Annotated in this window: 10 protein-coding genes and 1 tRNA gene; 4 read left to right on the top strand and 7 right to left on the bottom strand. The window is 64.5% G+C overall.

The features are described from left to right. Positions 1-11: 11 nt before the first annotated feature. Positions 12-1,484: a S1C family serine protease gene (locus tag C2138_RS03410; RefSeq protein WP_108515540.1), complete on the bottom strand. Its 1,473-nt coding sequence runs from the start codon at positions 1,482-1,484 to the stop codon at positions 12-14. Positions 1,485-1,635: 151 nt separating this feature from the next. On the opposite strand from C2138_RS03410, the gene C2138_RS03405 reads away from it, so the two are divergent. Beyond that, positions 1,636-2,829, top strand: coding sequence for a pyridoxal phosphate-dependent aminotransferase (locus C2138_RS03405; protein WP_108515538.1), 1,194 nt, complete (start codon positions 1,636-1,638; stop codon positions 2,827-2,829). A 10-nt stretch (positions 2,830-2,839) separates the two neighbouring features. Here C2138_RS03405 and C2138_RS03400 read toward each other — a convergent pair whose 3' ends face one another. From C2138_RS03400 to C2138_RS03390, 3 genes are all read right to left on the bottom strand, one after another. Next, entirely contained in the window at positions 2,840-4,540 is a 1,701-nt protein-coding gene (locus C2138_RS03400) for a sensor histidine kinase (protein ID WP_108515536.1), read from the bottom strand. A 74-nt stretch (positions 4,541-4,614) separates the two neighbouring features. Then, complete coding sequence (locus tag C2138_RS03395) at positions 4,615-5,691, bottom strand: response regulator (protein ID WP_108515534.1); 1,077 nt, start codon at positions 5,689-5,691, stop codon at positions 4,615-4,617. A gap of 58 nt (positions 5,692-5,749) precedes the next feature. Further along, the gene (locus C2138_RS03390) at positions 5,750-6,589 is read right to left on the bottom strand and encodes a carbon-nitrogen hydrolase family protein (RefSeq protein ID WP_108515533.1); all 840 of its coding nucleotides are present in this window, start codon (positions 6,587-6,589) and stop codon (positions 5,750-5,752) included. A 220-nt stretch (positions 6,590-6,809) separates the two neighbouring features. Here C2138_RS03390 and C2138_RS03385 point away from each other — a divergent pair, with 220 nt between their 5' ends. Together C2138_RS03385 and C2138_RS03380 are read left to right on the top strand one after the other, a co-directional pair. Then, complete coding sequence (locus tag C2138_RS03385) at positions 6,810-8,303, top strand: Ig-like domain-containing protein (RefSeq protein WP_108515531.1); 1,494 nt, start codon at positions 6,810-6,812, stop codon at positions 8,301-8,303. Between the two features lie 57 nt (positions 8,304-8,360). Continuing rightward, the gene (locus C2138_RS03380) at positions 8,361-8,594 is read left to right on the top strand and encodes a DUF1232 domain-containing protein (RefSeq protein ID WP_108515530.1); all 234 of its coding nucleotides are present in this window, start codon (positions 8,361-8,363) and stop codon (positions 8,592-8,594) included. Between the two features lie 245 nt (positions 8,595-8,839). Here the strand turns inward: C2138_RS03380 and C2138_RS03375 are convergent. The 3 genes from C2138_RS03375 to C2138_RS03365 form a co-directional block, all read right to left on the bottom strand. Next, a tRNA-Met gene (locus C2138_RS03375) sits at positions 8,840-8,916 on the bottom strand. 64 nt (positions 8,917-8,980) lie between these two features. Next, the gene (locus C2138_RS03370; RefSeq protein ID WP_199220502.1) at positions 8,981-11,869 is read right to left on the bottom strand and encodes a UPF0182 family membrane protein; all 2,889 of its coding nucleotides are present in this window, start codon (positions 11,867-11,869) and stop codon (positions 8,981-8,983) included. A gap of 77 nt (positions 11,870-11,946) precedes the next feature. Beyond that, a complete protein-coding gene (locus tag C2138_RS03365) occupies positions 11,947-13,071 on the bottom strand; it encodes a YlbL family protein (protein ID WP_108515528.1) in 1,125 nt (374 codons plus the stop codon). Positions 13,072-13,174: 103 nt separating this feature from the next. Here C2138_RS03365 and C2138_RS03360 point away from each other — a divergent pair, with 103 nt between their 5' ends. Next, positions 13,175-14,524 carry a zinc-dependent metalloprotease gene (locus C2138_RS03360; RefSeq protein ID WP_108515527.1) on the top strand — a complete coding sequence of 450 codons (1,350 nt, stop codon included), beginning with the start codon at positions 13,175-13,177 and terminating at the stop codon, positions 14,522-14,524. Positions 14,525-15,281 lie beyond the last annotated feature (757 nt).

Here is a 15,281-nt window from a genome sequence, read left to right as displayed (position 1 = left end):
GCGACCTGCGACTACTGAAGCGAATCGAGCGTGACCGTGGTTGTGTAGGACTTGCCGCCGCGAATATAGGTGACTTCGGCCTCGTCGCCACCAGGGAGCACTCGTACCTGCGCCGTGAGATCGGTCTTGCCCGTCACGGGAATTCCATTGAACTCGGTGATGAGGTCGCCCGCCTTGAGCCCAGCTTTCTCCGCAGGGCCACCGGGGGTGACATCCTGAATCGCCGCTCCCGTCGTGTCGCTATCGGCCAGGGACGGGTCATCCGTGACATCGGCAACCATGGCCCCCAGCAACCCGTGGGAGGTGGAGCCGTCGTTGATGATGTCGAAGGCCACGCGCTTAGCCAGGTTCGACGGGATAGCAAAGCCGACGCCGATGTTGCCGCTCGTCTCGGACGACGATGTTCCCGTGCTGGCGATCGCCACGTTGATGCCGATGACCTTGCCATCCTCGTCGACGAGGGCGCCACCCGAGTTGCCGGGGTTGATGGCCGCATCGGTCTGAATGACCGGGAGGGCGATTGTGGTCGACGTCGAAGTAGAACCGCTGTTGCCCTGTCCGTTATCGAACTGCCAGAAATCGAACGGGCCAAAGCCGTTCTGGCCATCGTCAGGGTCCGGGGCCTCCTCCGTGTCTGGCGCCTCGGACGACGCAACGGTGATGCTGCGGTTGAGGGCGCTGATTACACCGCTCGTTACCGTGTTGGCTAGACCAAGCGGGGCGCCGATGGCGATGGCAATATCGCCGACATTGAGCTTGTTCGAATTGGCGAACTCGGCCGGCTGGAACGTGACGTCGCTCTCGACTTTGACCACCGCAAGATCGGCGATGGGGTCGCTGCCGACGAGTGTGGCGTTGAAGAGGCGGCCGTCGTAGCTCTGCACCTTGATCGTGGGGTCCGACGTCGCTCCGCTCAGCGTTGCGACGTGGGCGTTGGTCACGATGTAGCCATCCTCGGTAAGGATGACGCCGGATCCGGTTCCCGATGCGGACCCGCCCGTCACCGACAGAGTCACAACCGAAGGGGCGACCTTGGCCGCGACACCACTGATCACCGTGGCGTTATCCACGTCGTTGATCATGAGGTTGGTGCCGACCCTGTCGTTCGTTGCTACGACGCTGCCGTTATCCATGTTGAGCGCGACAACGCCAGCGCCGACCGCTCCGCCGACGAGGGCGGCGACCGCCGCGACGGCAACCATGCCCGCGGCCATCGAGCGCTTCTTCTCCGGCTTGCCGGAAGCATCCGGCGTTCCGGGCGCCGCTGCGCGAGGTGCTTCACCTGCGGGCGGGCCAGCCGGGGGTGTGTGATGTGCGGGCGACCCAGCGGGCGTGGTGTCAACGGATGGCGACGAAACGGGCTGATGCCCGGCGTCGGTCGACGGCGCCAGAGGAGGCACCACCGACGAAGTCTCGGGTGCCTGAGGTGTTTCTGGGGCGTTCTCGGGGGTCTGGTCCTCGGGGACCTGGGGGTTCTCGGCCATGGGTGGCTCCTTTCAGGCGGTGTCAGCTTCCCCCGCAAACCTTCACGTTTTCTATGCGCGGGCTGCGAGGCTGCTCACCATGGCGGAACGGTCGGCCCACCTAGCGATTCTCGCATCACGCTACCCTGTCTCTCATGGCGGTTGTGTTCGAATGACGGTGTCTGGCTCGTGGTCTCGCGCGGCAGAAGGGGCGATGCTTCTCGGCCCCGACGGCACGCTGGCGCAAACGATATTCGCCGAGATGACGGCGTTGGCTACCGCGACGAACGCCGTGAACCTCGGCCAGGGATTCCCCGACGAAGACGGCCCGCCCGAAGTGCTCGAAGCGGCACGGAAGGCCATCTCGGACGGCGCCAATCAATATCCTCCCGGCGTGGGCATCCCGGTGCTCCGGCAGGCGATCGCTCGTCACCAGAAGCGGTTCTACGACCTCGATATTGACCCCGATCGCGAGGTTGTCGTCACGGCAGGAGCAACGGAGGCGCTGGCCGCCACGATCTTGGCCCTCACGGAACCGGGCGACGAGGTCGTCACCTTCGAACCGTTCTACGACTCCTATGCCGCCATAATCGGCTTAGCCCGTGCGGTGCACCGCGTCGTGCCGCTGCGCGCCCCGCACTTTCAGCCCGACCATGAGCAGCTACGCGCCGCCATCACCGACCGCACCCGGCTGATTATCGTCAACGACCCGCACAATCCCACGGGATCCGTCTTCAGCACCGAGACGCTCGACCTGGTAGTAGAACTCGCCCACCGGCACGACGCGATCATCGTGACCGATGAAGTGTATGAGCACCTTGTGTTCGCCAGTGCCCACACGCCTCTCGCTACGAGAGCGGGTGCGGCAGAGCGCACGGTGAGCATCTCCAGCGCTGGCAAGACCTTCAACACCACGGGCTGGAAGGTGGGATGGCTCACAGCGCCGGCTCCCTTGGCATCCGCGATTCTCGCTGTGAAGCAATACCTGACCTATTCGAACGCGGCTCCGCTACAACCCGCGATAGCGGTCGGGCTCGATCTGCCCGACACCTTCTTCTCCGGGGCCGCCGCAACGCTCGCTCGGCGCCGCGACCTCCTCTGCGCAGGGCTGGAGGCAGCCGGTTTCGGTGTCGCGGTGCCCTCTGCTGGCTACTTCGTTGTGGCCGACGCAGCACCGTTAGGCGCAACCGATGCCCACGAGTTCTGCCGCGCCCTGCCCGAGAGGGCTGGGGTCGCCGCGATCCCCCTCACCGCCTTCGTGCGGCCAGAGCGGCAATCCGACTACTCGACGCTCGTGAGGTTTGCGTTCTGCAAGCGTGACGACGTGCTTCAGGAAGCATCGGAGCGGCTTCGGTCCCTGAGATGACGCTCGCGGGTTAGGCCGCCCGGCCCCGGAGCGGAAGCGTGAAGGTAAACGTCGTGCCAACGCCCACCTCGCTCTCGGCCGACAGTTCGCCGCCGTGGGCCGTAACGATCGCCTTGGTGATGGAGAGTCCAAGGCCGACACCCTGAACTGCGCTGCGCGTGGCTGTGGACGCTCTGAAGAACCGGGTCGAGAGCATGGCGATCTCATCGGGCGGAATGCCCATCCCGGTATCGCGGATCGCGATGCGGGCGAACTCGCCCTCGATGGAGACATTCACTGACACCGTTCCTCCGCGCGGAGTGAACTTGATGGCGTTGGAGAGCAGGTTGTCGCACGCCTGAGCGATGCGGGTCGCATCGCCCCACACCACAGGGTGGGAGTCTGCCGGGCGAAGAAGCAGCAAGACATTGGCGGTCTGGGATGCCGGCCTGGCCGACTCTACGGATGCCTGAACTACTCCGTTGAGGTCGACCTCGGCCGCCTCGATGGGGAATTTATGAGCGGCCACCTGAGCCGTGAACAGGAGATCCCCAACAAGCCTGAGCAGGCGGTGCGCGTTGCGCTCGGCGACGCCCAGATACTGCAGCTGTTCGTCGGAGAGCGGTGGTTCTGTGGCATCACGCATCAGCTCGAGGTAGCCGAGAATCGAACTCACGGGGGTGCGCAGTTCGTGCGAGACGAGACCCACGAACTCATCCTGGAGCTTGGCGAGCTCCTTTTTATCTGTGACATCGGCGCCGACGAAGATGTAGCCGACGGTTCGACCGTTCTCATCAATGCGCGGGGTCACCGCGACGTGGGCAAACACCTCGTCTCCGTTGGCTCGCAAGTACGTCCAGTCGCGATCCTCAGAGCCGCCGAGACGCGCGACTTCCACGAGGGCGGAGAACCCCGGGTTCAACACTGTGGCGCCCGCGGGGTATCCCAGTTCACGGGCGCGCTCGTGAAGCTCTTCGTCCCTGTGGAACTCATGGATGTACCGGTTGCCGACGACATCGGCGGCGTTGAGGCCCAACATGGTCTGGGCGCCGGTGTTCCAGACGTCGATGAGCCCGGAGAGATCGGTGCCGATCACGGACTGCCTCGTCACGGAATCCAGCACGCTACGGAACAGGTAGCCGGCGGATTCGAGCTGAGCCTCGTTCTCGCGCAACCGAGAGACCAGGTCAACAGCGTCGGCGAGCGCTTCTTCGCGCTGCCGCACCAGCAGTTCGTTGGACTCCATCCTGGCCTTGTTGTCTTCTATTACCCGGTTGATGACCGCGGCGATCGTGCTGAACATCAGGGGCGTGATGACGAGCTCCATCACGACGTGGGTGGGATCGATCACGGTGGTGGGCCAGACATAGCTCAACGCCACGGCGGCGAGGGTGCTGAGCCCGGAAATGACAACCCATCGGCGCCCGGGGAGGAGGGCGATCCAGAGCACACAGAGCAGGAGGAGCAGCGTGACAGTTGGCCCGATCGCCGCTCGACCGAATGCGATGGCCACCATAGAGATGAACGGGACGGCGATTCCCAGCGCCGTGCTGTGCACCGCGCTCGCAAGAATAGACACGGCGACAGCGATGCCCAGAGTCGCCCAGGTTGCCCAGTAGGCGGCGTTGGTGCTTTCGACGAAACCTCCGTCGATCGCCGCGACGACCAGCACCAGGATGAGCGCAACGGAGATCGGAGCCTGCCGAATCATGGGCGCGTCTGAAAGCGTCATGAGCCGATTCCAGGCCAGAGCAGACAAAAACAAGCCCTGGGGCCTTGCCGGTGCCTCGATGGTGGCCGAGGCGCTCACTGCGACAGCTGGCTCGCCTGGGCCTGGCGGTGGGCCTTGAGCGCTAAAGCAACATCCGCAGAACCAAATGAGAGATCACCCGAATCTCGAACGATCTCGAGGGGTTCGCACGCCTCGCCATCCCCGAAGCGGGACCAGTAGCGGGCTGCCGCCAGCAGGGCATCTGAGGTGTGGGCGCGGCTCACCGCGACCTGCGATTTGTGAGCCTGCACGAGCTGGATCTTTTTGTCGAGAAACTCGTCGATGGCCACAAAGCGGTTGGGTCGAAAATCGACCGTCGACGAGGGCGACTGGTAGCACGAGACGCTGCGCACGGCGCGTGTGGCCAGCAGCGCGGCCTTGTGCACGGCACGGTGATCCTGGTGCATGTCGTGATCGCTGTGCACATAGACGATCGTGGGGCGGATCTCGGCGACGACCTTGGCGATGAGGCTCAGCGTGGGCTCGTTCTCGGCGATTTCAGAATCTGGCAGGTCTTCGAGATGCAGCCGCGCGCCGAGCATTTCGGCCGAAACGAATGCCTCCGTCTGGCGTTCACTGACCTGTCCGCCCTTGCCGCCGCGGGAGAGGGTGAGGATGTGAACCGCGTCGCCCGCCGACCGGTGGCCCAGGAGGATTCCGCCCACACCGAGCTCGACGTCGTCGGGGTGCGCGCCGATGGCAAGCACAACCTCAGGGTCTGGCATGCTCGCCTTGGCCCGGCGAAACTCGTCTGCAAGCCGCGTGACGACCGCGATGAGATCGGCCGAGGGGATCGGCTTGGTGAGAAACTCGTCGGCATTAGCCCGCAGAGCCTCGACGGCGTAGTCGACCGACACGTGTGCGGTCATGACGACAACCGGGGTGCCGGGGCGCACAGCCCTCACCAACTCGATGACCTGGATTCCCGTGATGCCGGGCATCTCGATGTCGGTGATCACAACATCCGGCTCGTAAAGACGCATCGCTTGCTGGGCGAATGCGGGATCGTGGAACGTCTGGACGATGCACCCCTGCTTCGTCAGCACCGTCTTGATATAGAACGCGACGTCTGGATCGTCCTCGATCACTATGACGCGATATGGCTCACTCATCGTTTGCTCCCCCCGGAAACGTATGAGGCCAACTCTACGATGCGAGGGGGTGCGTTGACTACAGCGGATGTACCCCAAATCTGCGGAGCTTTACCGCAGGATTTGTGATTCTCACGTCGTCGATGCGACTTTTTGTCACCCAGCCGAGGGCGATGTCGACGCGCTCCCCCGCAGTAGCAATCTCGACGCCCATGGGATCGACGATCATGCTGTTGCCCACGCCGATGGGGGGTGTGTGGTCGGCTGCCGCAACATAAAGGGTGTTCTCAAGAGCCCGCGCGGTGATGAGCGTGCGCCAGTGGTGTTCCTTGAGCGGGCCGCGCACCCACTCGCTGGGGCAGGCGATGACATCGACCCCCGCATCCATCAACCGCCGGGATACCTCGGGAAAGCGAAGGTCGTAACAGGTCTGCAGACCGACGGTGAGTCCGTCGACCGTGAAAACTTCTGGCCGTTCGACGGGGCCCGGCGCGACCCACTCCGACTCCTGCTGGCCGAACGCGTCATACAGATGAATTTTGCGATACGTGGCAACATGCCTGCCCTGCGGGTCGACCGCGACAACCGTGTTGTAGACCCGGTCGCCCCCGATGGTCTGCTCGATCATGCCAGCGACAATATGGATGCCGAGAATCTTGGCAATGGCCGCGACCCCGATGACGAATGGTCCGTCGAGAGGCTCAGCAGCCTCAACGGTGTTCGCGCCGAGAGTGGGGGTGAAATACGACGAGTATTCGGGGAAGACAACGAGCTTGGCGCCCCGCTCTGCCGCAGCAGTGGCGAGATCGCGCACGGTGGCGAGATTGCGTTCGCCGTCGTTGCCGGGGGCGAACTGAGCGACCGCGATGGCCACCTGCTGATGTTGGGGATGCGTGCTGCCCGCGTGACCACGACTCATGATGCAACGCTACCGCGCCCACGTTTGAGTGCGTCGAAGGTCGGCGTAATGACCGTGCCAGGCGCCCTTGTCGGGCGGCGACCATTTCTCCTTCGTTCTCAAGCGGGCGGCTGACCGCACCGTCAGCGATCCCTCGCCAACGCGTGGAGCCCGCTCCCATTGCCGGTAATATTTCGGTTGGTCGCCGGACGGCGCTCGGAGGGAAGCAGGGGGAAACATCATGCGTCGCAGGTTCATTGCCGCTGGAGGCACGTTGGCACTGGTTATGGCACTGGGCTGGCCAACTGCCGCCGTCGCAGCTCCCCCCACCGCCACTGTGACAATTTCCGAGACTATGTTGGCGATCGGCGATACCGCTGTCGTCACCATCACCTTCTCAGAGGCGGTGACCGGCATAGGGCCGAGCACTGTCACGGCGACCGGAGGCGTGCTCTCTGCACTTACCACCAGCGACAACATGACGTACACGGCGGTATTCACCCCATCTACTGCCACGCAGTCGGCCGGCAACGTGGTCACGCTCAACTTCGCGGGCATTCAGAACGGGGCAGGGGAGGCCACCAGCGGAGCTATTGTTTCGGACCCCTACACCGTCGATACGGTTCGACCCACGTTGGCATCGAGCATTCAGATCTCCGACACAGAGCTCCTCCTTGGCGAGAGCGCCACGGTCACATTCGTTTTCACTGAGAGTGTGACCGGGTTCGATGTTGGCGATGTGACGGTGCCCAACGCGAGCCTTTTGGGACTCAACAGCCCTGACGGCCGAGTCTGGACCGCTACCCTCACGCCCGACGCCGATGTCACAGATGCCTCGAACATACTCACCCTCTACTACTCCAGCATCACCGATGCGGCGGGCAACGCCGGCATGGGCTCGTTCAGCTCCGGGAATTACGGGGTCTTCACGGCCCGCCCCAGGCTGGCAGGCCCCATCACCATCTCGGACACTGCTCTCCGCGCCGGCGAAACCGCCACGGTCACGTTCACCTTCGCCGAGCCCGTGACGGGCTTCGATACTGCGGATGTCATCGCCCCTAACGGCGTCCTGAGCATGCCGACCTCGCCCGATGGGGGCACGACATGGACGGCCACCTTCACCCCGAACCCAGGCACGCAGGTTGCCGCCAACACGTTCACGCTCATTTACGCCGGGGTGATGACCGTGACGGGCAATCCCGGTGCCGGCACCGCCACCTCCGGCAACTACGCCGTCGACACGCTACCGCCCACAGGGACGATCTCGCTGTCTGATAGCGCTCTAGTGAGCGGAGAAACCGCGAGGGTCGTCTTTACTTTCTCCGAGGCTGTCACCGGATTCGACACCTCCGACATCGCCGCTGGCAGCGCGACGCTCAGCTCGCTCGCATCCGCGGACGGCGGGGTCACGTGGACCGCGACCCTCACACCGGAGGTGAACACCACCAGCCCCTCCAACGTGATCGCCCTGGACCTGGCTGGAGTCACGGACCTCGCAGGCAACGCCGGAACCGGCACCGCGACATCCACGGCCTATGCGGTGGACACCGTGGCCACCCCGGCAGCCACTCCCCCCGCGCCGCCCGCCGAGCCCGCTGTGGCCCCGCTGGCGGGCGTTGCGGGCAGCCCGCTCCCCCTCACCGGAGGCAACCCAACGGGGATGCTGCTGGCCGGCGCCCTGCTCACCGCCGCAGGTCTCGCTCTGACGGTCACGCGGCGACGGGTCGAGGCCTAGCCTCCAAGCCTCGTTCTTTACCTTTCCTCGCCGCGGACGGTGATGCACACTTAGTGCATGTGGAGATTCCTAAACGCGGTCAGGCGCGGGGAGCACCGCGTCTCGCCGACGACCTGGATCGCCGCGATCGCCGCCGCTGTCTACGCGATCTCGCCGATCGACCTCATCCCCGAACTGCTGCTGGGGCCGCTCGGCTTCGCGGACGACATCGGGGTCTTGGGAATACTTGCCGTGCTCGTCGCCCGAGAACGGCGGCGGTGGCAGGAGCAACTCCGAACGGCTTCTGACTGACCATCGACCAGCCGCTCGGAGAAGTAGGGGCCTCATGCCCACTCGCGGACTGGCGAGTGGTCAGATTCTGCATCAAAACTCGAGCTATGGCGCAGAAAGTGGCCACTCACGCAGCCGCCGAGGCGAAACCATTGGCTGACGCGATCGTGGCAACAAGAAGTAGGCAACAAAAAAAGGACCGGGACGATTTTTCAATCGTCCCGGTCCTTGTTACCCAATTGCTGAAACACTTCAGAACCGGGATTTGGTTGCGGGGGCAGGATTTGAACCTACGACCTCTGGGTTATGAGCCCAGCGAGCTACCGAGCTGCTCCACCCCGCGTTACAAGAGACAACTTTACCACACCGAAACCGCCCGCTTGACCACGGGCGGCTTCGGTGCAGCGTTAGTTGGATGCGGTGAAGAGCCTCTCCAGGGCGTCCTGGAGCTTCTGGTCGGCCTGGGCCGCAGCAACGAGATCGTTGGCAGCGTACGCGGCCTCGCGCTCCTTGAGTGCTGACTGAGCGTCGGCCAGAGCCTGCTCGAACTCGGTGCCGGCGTCGCCGCCGGTCGCGCCGTCTGCGTCACCGTCGGTGTCGGGCGTCGTCGGCGTGGTGGGCGTTCCCGGTGTTGCACCGGGGACACCCTGATCACCCGCAGCGGCGCCGGAGTCTCCGCCGAAGATCGCATCGAGGGCAGCATCCAGGCTGTCTTCGAAGGCGATCTTGTCACCGAAGTTCACGAGCACCTTCTGCAGAACCGGGTAGCTGGTCTCACCCGTCGACTGCACGTAGACCGGCTGCACATAGAGCAGGCCTCCACCGACCGGAAGGGTAAGCAGGTTGCCCTTCTTGACCGTCGTGGCGCCCTGGTTGAGGATGTTCAACTCACGCGAGACCGTGGGGTCAGCGTTGAAGTTGTTCTGAACCTGGCCGGGGCCTGGCACCGTGTCCTGCTTGGGCAGCGTCAGCAGCGTGAACTTTCCGTAGTCCTCGCCCGGGTCGGAGTTGACCGCGAGGTAGCCCGTGAGCACGTTGCGCGACTCACCCGCCGACTTGGGGATGTAGGTCGAGTAGAGCGAGAACGCCGGAGCTTCCATTCCGGGCAGCTGCATCGACAGGTAGTACGGCGGCTGAGCCTTGGCGGTTGCGGCAGGAGCCGTTGGATCAACCGGGGTGGCCCATGCGTCGTCGCCCGAGTAGAACGAGTTCGAATCGGTGACGTGGTACGTGCCGAGGATGGCGCGCTGCACCTTGAACAGGTCGGCGGGGTAACGAACATGGTCGAGCAGCTGCTCGCTCATTTCGCTGGCCGGCTTGATCGTGCTCGGGTAGATCTTCTGCCACGTCTCGAGGATGGGGTCCTCGTCGTCCCACGCGTAGAGGGTGACCTCACCGGAGTAGGCATCGACGGTCGCCTTGACCGAGTTGCGGATGTAGTTGATCTGGTCGAGCGGAACCAGCGGCTCGTCGGTGTAGGTGTCGACGATCGAGGTGCTCAGCGCCTCGACGTGCGAGTACGGGTACTGCGCGCTCGTCGTGTAACCGTCAACAACCCAGACGACCTTCTCGTCGACCACGGCCGGGTAGGCATCGCTGTCGAGGGTGAGGTACGGCGCAACCTTCTGCACACGCTGACGCGGGTCACGGTCGTAGAGGATCTGCGAGTCGGAATTGACGGCATCCGACAGTACGATCTGCTCCGACTGGAACTTGATCGCAAAGATGAGCTGCTTGAAGAAGTTGTCGAGCTTGGGCCCGCCATCACCCTGGTAGGTGGTGGTGGCGTTCTGGTTGCTCTCTTCTCCACCCGACGGGTAGTCGAGCTCGATCTTGGGTGCACCTTCTGGCGCTCCGACGATCGAGTACTCGGGCGACGACTCGCCAAAGTAGATGCGCGGCTCGTACTCGCCCAGGATTCCGGTGCTGGGGATGCCAGACTCCGTGAACTCGGGCATGCCGTCGGCCGTGCGCTGGTTTCCAGCAGCGGCGACAACGCCGTAGCCGTGCGTGTAGACGAACGTCTGGTTGTACTTGCTGTTCGTTCCACCCGTGTTGGCGGCGTTGACCTCACGCACCGCGATTACGGTGTCTTGCGTCTCGCCGTCGACCACATAACGGTCAACGTCGAGGTGCTCGGCGAACGAGTAGTACTGCTTGATCTGCTCAAGCTGGCGGAACGAGTCAGACACGAGCGCAGGGTCCAGGATGCGGATGCTCGCCGTGGTCTGGGCGTCGTCACGCAGCTGGCCGGGCTCTGCAGTGGAGGTCGCCGAGTATGGCGTCTCCACAACATCCTCAACACCGTATGCGGTTCGAGTTGCCTCGATGTTGCGCTCGATATAGGTCGACTCGAGGCTGCGAGCGCTCGGCTCGACCTGGAAGCGCTGGATGATCCACGGGTAGACCGATCCGATGAGGATGGCGCTCACGATGAGCAGCGCGGTACCAACGATCGGCAGGCGCCAGCGGCCAATGAAGGCCGTGATCAAGAAGAGCACGGCGACGAAGGCGGCAACACCGGCGATGATCGCCTTGCCGGGGATCACGGCGTTGACGTCGGTGTACGACGCACCCGTGATGAGCCCGCTGCTCGACTCGGAGAGGGTCGCGTACTGGTCGAGCCAGAACGCAACGGCCTGCAGCAACAGATAAATGGCGGCCATGACTGCAAGCTGGATGCGCGCCGTCTTGGAGATGCGCACCTCGCGCCCGCTGACGCGAATCGCGCCATAGAGGTAGCTCGTCGCGAGAGCAGCAAGAGCGGAGATGATGACGACCGCCGAGGCGAAGGTGACGACGCCCTGGTAGAACGGCAGCTCGAACAGGTAGAACGAGATGTCGAGCCCGAACTGCGGGTCGACCTCACCGGAGGGCGTGCGGTTGAGCCACATGAGCGCAACCTCCCAGCGGGATGCCGAGGCGATTCCCGCAAAGAAACCGAACGCGATCGGAATGCCGAAGGTCGCGAGGCGACGCAGCGGCTCGACGACCTGCTGGTAGCGGTCAAGCTGCGCGTTGAGCTTGGCGTAGACCGGGCGTTTGCGGAACGCGATCTCGATGCTGGCCCAGACGGGCACCGCCATGGCGACGAAACCGATGGCGAACATCACGCTTCGGGCGAGCCATTGAGTGGTCAGAACAGACTCGAACCCGAGCTGCTCGTACCAGAGCCAGTCGGTGTAGAGGCCGGAAAAGAGAAAGAACAGCACTACGGCAACAGCGATGATTACTGCCGTGATGACGAGCGTTCCCCGCTTGCTTGAGCTGGGTGTCTGGGCTTGTGCGGAAGTCACTGTACTCCTGGTGAGAACTCGGGCGTCGTACGCCTAGCTTAACGTGCCGGAATACTGCGATCCTGCGAGAACGCCTTTCAGCGAGCCGCGGCCGCCGCGACGGCGTCGCAGGTCTGCAGATCGTCGGTCGATCCGCCACTGATTCCCTCGAGTGCCGTGAGCGCCTCGGCTAGCGTTGCTACGGCAAAAACCGAGAGCCCATCCGGTTCGTTTCCTGCAACGTCGGCGCAATTGCTGGCCGGCACGAGCATCCAGTCGGCGCCCGCCTTGAGGGCTCCGTACATCTTTTGCCGAACACCGCCGATCGCCCCGACCTCGCCGGTCCCCGTGATGGTCCCGGTGCCAGCGATGCTCTCTCCCCCGGTCTCATCGCCCGGCGTGAGCTTGTCGTAGATGCCAAGCGCGAACATCAGCCCGGCCGACGGTCCGCCCACTTTGTCGAGACGAATCGTCACATCGACCGGCAGCTCATAGGAGACCTGCACGGCGACGCCCACAATCGGCACGCCCGTCAGCTCGCTGGGCACGGGCGTCACCTCGAACGTTTTGGCTTCGCCATCGCGAACCACCTCGATCGTTGCGGGGCTTTCGGTTCCGTTGTCGGCCAACTCCTCTCGCATGCTCGCTACATCGGCGAACGACTCACCGTTGACGGTGACAATCTGGTCGCCGACTTCGAGGAGCCCTTCGGCCGGGTAACCCTCCTCGACGGTCGCGATGGTGAGGGTCGTCGGAACGTCGTAGCCGAGTTGGCGCAGGGCGGCCGCTACGGCATCGTGCTGCGAGTTTTCCATCTCGATGCGGCTCTCTTCGCGGCTCTGCTCGAGGGTGACACCCTGTGGGTACATCGAGTCGAGGGGCAGCACAGCCTTGCTCGAATCGAACCAGGCCTGCGCGACCGAGAACCAGTTGGGCCGCGTCTCCCTGCTGCCGACGACGCTCACCGTGAGCATGTCGAGCGACCCGTCCGTCGGATAGGTTTCGGCGTCGATGTCGATGAGCGGAACCTCTTTGTCATCGATCTCGACCGTGCCCAGGGTGTCGAAGACGGGCCCGGGCTGTTGGATGACGTAGGGGGTGGGCAGGAACGAAAACGCCACGATTGCGGCTGCAGCAACGAGAACGAGAGTCCACCCCACTCGGAGCCGTCGAGGCAACCGATCTCTGCCCTGGCTGTTGGTGGGGGTGGTGAAGAGCGACACCGTGGTCCTTTCGCAGCGCTGTTCGCCACGGGCGCACAGTCGAGGCGGCTGCCTCCGGTCAAAACACAGGCATCCAGAGGATGCAGCGGCTAGCGTAGTTCGTATGGCTGATGAATCCCAACGCGACCCAGAGGAGGAGTTCCGGGAGATGCTTCGGGAGCTTCTTTCCGGCAACTCCGACATCGACCCGCAGCGCCTCGCCGGAGCCGCAGGGCTCCCCGATGACCCCCGTCTCATTGCTCAACTGATCAGCCAGCTGCAGAGCGCACTTCAGCAGTCGGGCGACGGCATCAACTGGGATGTCGCTCGCGAACAGGCCATTGCTATCGCCTCCGCCGACGTCTCTGCCGTCACCCCTGCCGACCGCGAGGCCTTTCACCAGGTTCTCTCGATCGCCGCCCTGTGGCTCGGCGAGGTCACCTCGATCACCGAACTCACCGTCGAGCCCCGCATTCTGAGCCGCAGTGAATGGGTCTCGGCAACAATGCCCGTGTGGACCCAGCTTGCCGAGCCCGTCGCCACGAGCATTGCGGATGCTCTGACCGACGTGATTCGCCAGCAGGCTCCTGAAGAGATCGCGAGCATGCTCACGAACGCTGGCCCTTTGCTGCGCAATATCGCCGGCACGCTGTTCGCGATGCAGCTCGGCCAGGTTGTGGGCCAGCTCTCGACCGAGGTCGTCTCCGGCGGCGACATCGGCATCCCACTTCTCAGCGCCGAGGGAGTCTCGGAGCACCAGGCTGCGATCCTGCCGCAGAACGTCGCCGCGTTTGGTGAGGGGCTCGATATTCCGGCCGACCAGGTGCAGATCTACCTGTCGGTTCGCGAGCTGGCTCATGCCCGCCTGTTCCGTCACGCAAAGTGGCTGCGTCTGCAGCTGATCTCGGCGATCACCGAATATGCCCGTGGCATCCACATCGACACGGAGCCGCTCGAGCAGCTCGCCATCGACTTCGACCCGTCGAACCCGGAGCAGTTGCGGGATGCTCTGCAGAGTGGCGCGCTCATCCCGCCCAAGACGGAGGCCCAGATTGCGGCCCTCACCCGGCTCGAAACAATCCTGGCCCTCATCGAAGGATGGGTCGATGTCGTGACGGCGAGCGCGACGACGCGGCTGCCATCGAGCGCCGCCATCGCCGAGATGGTGCGTCGCCGCAGGGCATCGGGCGGCCCGGCCGAGTCGGCCTTCGCCACCCTGGTGGGCCTCGAATTGCGGCCCCGTCGCCTGCGGGAGGCTGCGGCCATGTGGCAGCAGGTGACGGATGCCGTTGGCGCCGACGAACGCGACGCGCTCTGGTCACACCCCGACCTTGTGCCGACCTCGGCCGATATCGACTCCCCGGCTGAGCTCATCGCCCGCCTTACGGGCCCCGAGCCAGAGCTTGATGACATCGACAGGGCCATCGAAGAGTTGCTCGGCGACGACAACGGCGAGCGCCCCACAGAAGGCTAAGACAGGCGGCGTGTGGAAAACTTCGGCGGCTGACCCGCCGAGTGCTCCATCATGACGGCGTGCCCCTGCGAATCGACCCCCGACTCCCCCTCGTCTGGCGCAGCCCCGATAGCTTGCAGATCGGGGTGGATCGCCCCGCGGTGGTGATGTCCGGCGTGACCAATGCGCAGGAACGCCTGCTCGCCGCACTCGTCGGCGGCACGAGCCGACCTGCGCTGGGTCTCATCGCCGACGCCGCCGCGATAGCGCAGCACGACGTCGACGCCCTTCTCAGCATGCTCGCCCCCGCTCTTGTGCCTCGCCCGGTGCCGGCGGACCCGGACGGCGTTGTGGTGACGGGAGTGGGCATCACGGCGGATCGTCTGCGATTTGCCCTCGATGAGCGCGGACTGCTCAGGGAGCCGGCCACCCAGCGCCCCGCGATCGCCGTGATCGTCTCTCACTACGTAACGGTGCCGAGCGAGCGCGGCGAGTGGCTTCGGCGCGATATTGCGCACCTTCCTGTGGTGCTCGGCGACGAGGCCGTTCGGCTCGGACCGCTTGTGGAGCCGGGTCGAACCGCCTGCCTGCACTGTCTTGACCTGCATCGTCGAGACGACGACGCGGCATGGCCCGCCATCGCATCCCAGCTGTGGGGGCGGCGAAGCGCCCTCGATACCGGCCTGCTCGCCTCCGAAGTCACGGCGCACGTCATGCGCCTGATCGAGGCACGGCTCGCAGGAGGCGAGACCCCCGTGTCGACCTCAACGAGCATCGA

It is taken from the genome of Salinibacterium hongtaonis (assembly GCF_003065485.1).
GTDB classification, from domain to species: Bacteria; Actinomycetota; Actinomycetes; order Actinomycetales; family Microbacteriaceae; genus Homoserinimonas; species Homoserinimonas hongtaonis.
The sequence above is the reverse complement of the archived record's forward strand: the minus strand, read 5'-3'. Positions and strand labels throughout refer to the sequence as shown.

Bases quoted from the DNA above. Each gene is read 5' to 3' on its own strand.
- C2138_RS03410 (WP_108515540.1), bottom strand. From the start codon at position 1,484: ATGGCCGAGAACCCCCAGGTCCCCGAGGACCAGACCCCCGAGAACGCC.
- C2138_RS03405 (WP_108515538.1), top strand. From the start codon at position 1,636: ATGACGGTGTCTGGCTCGTGGTCTCGCGCGGCAGAAGGGGCGATGCTT.
- C2138_RS03400 (WP_108515536.1), bottom strand. From the start codon at position 4,540: ATGACGCTTTCAGACGCGCCCATGATTCGGCAGGCTCCGATCTCCGTT.
- C2138_RS03395 (WP_108515534.1), bottom strand. From the start codon at position 5,691: ATGAGTGAGCCATATCGCGTCATAGTGATCGAGGACGATCCAGACGTC.
- C2138_RS03390 (WP_108515533.1), bottom strand. From the start codon at position 6,589: ATGAGTCGTGGTCACGCGGGCAGCACGCATCCCCAACATCAGCAGGTG.
- C2138_RS03385 (WP_108515531.1), top strand. From the start codon at position 6,810: ATGCGTCGCAGGTTCATTGCCGCTGGAGGCACGTTGGCACTGGTTATG.
- C2138_RS03380 (WP_108515530.1), top strand. From the start codon at position 8,361: ATGTGGAGATTCCTAAACGCGGTCAGGCGCGGGGAGCACCGCGTCTCG.
- C2138_RS03360 (WP_108515527.1), top strand. From the start codon at position 13,175: ATGGCTGATGAATCCCAACGCGACCCAGAGGAGGAGTTCCGGGAGATG.